4 protein-coding genes are annotated in these 3,091 nt (G+C 35.8%); 1 reads left to right on the forward strand and 3 read right to left on the reverse strand.

Translation table 11 applies throughout. The annotated features are described in order from the left end of the window. Positions 1 to 214: hypothetical protein (locus AC1DDX_RS25860; protein WP_477622864.1), on the reverse strand; the 214-nt coding region annotated here is incomplete at its 3' end. A gap of 200 nt (positions 215 to 414) precedes the next feature. On the opposite strand from AC1DDX_RS25860, the gene AC1DDX_RS25865 reads away from it, so the two are divergent. Beyond that, positions 415 to 1,065: a family 16 glycoside hydrolase gene (locus tag AC1DDX_RS25865; protein WP_288879485.1), complete on the forward strand. Its 651-nt coding sequence runs from the start codon at positions 415 to 417 to the stop codon at positions 1,063 to 1,065. Here AC1DDX_RS25865 and AC1DDX_RS25870 read toward each other — a convergent pair. Together AC1DDX_RS25870 and chrA are read right to left on the reverse strand one after the other, a co-directional pair. Beyond that, positions 1,062 to 1,550 carry a DinB family protein gene (locus tag AC1DDX_RS25870; RefSeq protein ID WP_172663135.1) on the reverse strand — a complete coding sequence of 163 codons (489 nt, stop codon included), beginning with the start codon at positions 1,548 to 1,550 and terminating at the stop codon, positions 1,062 to 1,064. The two genes, AC1DDX_RS25865 and AC1DDX_RS25870, sit on opposite strands and share 4 nt — an antisense overlap. A gap of 32 nt (positions 1,551 to 1,582) precedes the next feature. Continuing rightward, the gene (gene chrA, locus AC1DDX_RS25875; protein WP_246269716.1) at positions 1,583 to 2,923 is read right to left on the reverse strand and encodes a chromate efflux transporter; all 1,341 of its coding nucleotides are present in this window, start codon (positions 2,921 to 2,923) and stop codon (positions 1,583 to 1,585) included. Positions 2,924 to 3,091 lie beyond the last annotated feature (168 nt).

Genomic DNA, 3,091 nt, shown 5'->3' on the forward strand with positions numbered 1-3,091 from the left:
CCTTAACATGGTAATAGCGAACTGAACCATTTACAATAAATCCAATATCATTACAAACTTTATCCTTAACTGAAAAATGATCCCTCTTTTTAATAACCTTATAGTTAAGGTGCGATATGAATTCAGTCCATTCAGTGTCATCAAAAGTGATGAAATGCGCTAATCCTTTACGAAATATATCTAAAGCTTCATTTGAAATGTTGGAACTGATCATAAGGAATGAATTATATGATATAGACGATTCTAAAAGTAAAAATAAGGTTTTATTTCTTTTTACTAATCATTTCAAGGATGGATACTGTTCTTATCCGAACGGTAGATGTTCAATTTTGAACAGCATGGGTAGTCAAAAGCCTTATTAAGGTAGGTAAATTCATTGGCATAGCTCTTGAACTGTAAAGGAAAATTAACAATATGAAAAGTCCAAAATCCTTACTTATACTTTTGACACTCATTTTTTCGGTTAGTGTAAAAGTATCGGCTCAGAAAACAGTAACTGTAGACATTACAAAGGTTACACATACCGTAAATCGAACCATAAATATGAGTGGTTCATCTCAAAAGCCCACTTTACATATAAATTCAAAGTATGATGCAGGCTTTGCTGTAATAAAACACCGCGATTTTAAAAACGGTGAGATAACGTTTGAGGTGAAGGGTGAAGATATTTTCCAGAAAAGCTTTGTTGGATTTGCTTTCCACATACAAAACGATTCTACTTATGAGGCAATCTATTTTAGGCCATTTAATTTTAGATCTGATAACGAGCTGCGTAAAAAACATGCTGTCCAATATATTTCTCTTCCCGGTAATGACTGGCCAAAGCTTAGAGAAGCTTCTCCATTAAAGTATGAGCAACCGATCGGAGAGGATGTTAATCCGGCAGAATGGTTTAAGGTTCGGATTAAAGTGGAAGCAAAAATGATCAGTGTCTATGTAAATGAAAACCCTAAGCCATGCTTGGAAGTGGTTCCTTTAAGCAATCTAAATTCCGGGAAGATAGCTTTCTGGACCGGCAGCGAATCTGCAGGAGATTTCAGAAACTTAAAAATCACAGAAAACTAACCTTTGCTTTGGTTTTCAGCTGCTTGTAAGAGTATTTTTTTTATCAGCGCAATCTGTCCTAAATGGTAATGAGTGTGTTCAATAATCCCTTGGATATTTCTGTAGTAGGTTCCGTATTTCTCATCTGTAAAGTTTTCCCAAAGTTTATGCTCTGGCAACTGCTCAATCAGTAAAGTGAAGGTTTCTGCATCGGCAAAGGTTTTGTCCAGCAAATTATCCCAGTCTCTTTGTGACTCGATTGGAGGAAGGTCAAAACTATATTTGTCGCTAGCCTCAAGTGGTTCTCCTTGTAATACCTTTAGCACTGCACTTATGTAGTAATTCACATGATAAACTAAGGTAGCGATGGTATTAAAAGAATGAACCTGCATTGTTGCTTGTTGCCAGTTTACATCCGTCAAATTGTCTTTAAGGTTTGATGATGTCCAGTTCCCGCCAAAATGAACATCTTTTAAGTGCTTTGCTAATTGCGCTGGTAAATTCATGCTATTTAATATTAAACAGTTAAATTATAATTTTATCTGAAAATATAAAAATGGGCGAGGCCGAAAAATAAGCTCAGTCCAATAATATAGAGGACGTTAACTTTAAATTTTTTCATTAACACCAGGGTGATAATAATCCAGGCCAATGAGTAAAAATCAATATATTTAAAAGATACTCCACCGGGGAAAATAATATCCTTTCCCAGAAATAAGGTGAGGTTTAAAATCACTCCCACAACTGCAGCTGTTACAAATCCCAGAACATTGCCAATTGTTTTATTTCCATGTGTTTTTTCAATAATCGGTCCGCCAACAAATATGAATAAGAATGAAGGTAAAAAGGTATTGAAGGTTGTAATTAAAAGCCCAATTGTGCCCATAAGGATAGAACCTGAAAAATGATTAAAGGCTGCCATAAATCCTACGTAACACACCACAATAATTAATGGGCCGGGAGTTGTTTCAGCAAGGGCAAAACCATCAATCATTTGCATCTTACTTAGCCAGTTCAGCTTCGAAACACTAAACTGTGCAACATATGGTAAAACAGTATAAGATCCTCCTATTGTAAATAATGCAGTTTGGGTAAAGAAGAGGCTTAGGTCTTTCCAAAATTGAAAATCAACAGAAAGAAAGTACAACAAAAGTAAAGGAATTAGCCAGATCAGCGCAAAAATAGCCGTTTGCCGTAAAGACTTGCTATTGGGTGTGTTTGTGCCACGTGCCACAGAGTTTTTATTAAAATAGAAAGTTTCTTCATTAGAAGAGGTTAGGTTATTCTCCGAAATTCTATTAGCAGATAGCGCAGGCCACAATCGTTGGATTAGAACAGCGAGTAAAATCGTTCCTATTATGATCAGGAACATCGAGATGTTAAAGAAGAAAATACAGATAAAGGCTAAAGCGCACATTAAAATATGAAGCCTGGTATGGAGTGCTTTTTTGCCTATACCTAACAGCGCTACTATTATGATGGAGATAACAGCAGGCTTAAATCCATTGAACATAGCAAACATCCATGGCTGATTTCCATAAGAAACGTACAGTATGCTTAGTAATAGCAAAATAAACATGGAGGGAAGTACAAATAAAATGCCGGCTATTAGTCCGCCCTTTTTACCATGTAGCTGCCAGCCAATATAAATGGCTAATTGCTGGGCTTCTGGACCGGGCAAAAGCATGCAAAGGCTTAATGCGTGGAAAAATCTGCTGTTGCTAATCCATTTTTTTTGACCTACCAATTCCTCATGCATAATATTGATATGGCCTGCCGTGCCTCCAAAACTTATCCAACCCAATTTAAACCAAAATTTTAAAGCTTCTTTAAATGAGGGCTTACCTTGGGGCATAACATTTCTATCTCTATTTTTCAACGTAGTCAATTAGGTTTCTATAATGGTAAAAGGAAAAATCAGGAACTATGCAAAAATAAGCAAATTAACGTCCTTAAGCAAAGATATGGTTGAGTGTTTTTTGTGATTAATTAAGGTTATTTTTGGGCTTCAGGATTGATTTTATTGTGCTTGTATAATCCCTTTGTT

It is taken from the genome of Pedobacter sp. 10L46_2 (assembly GCF_056395165.1).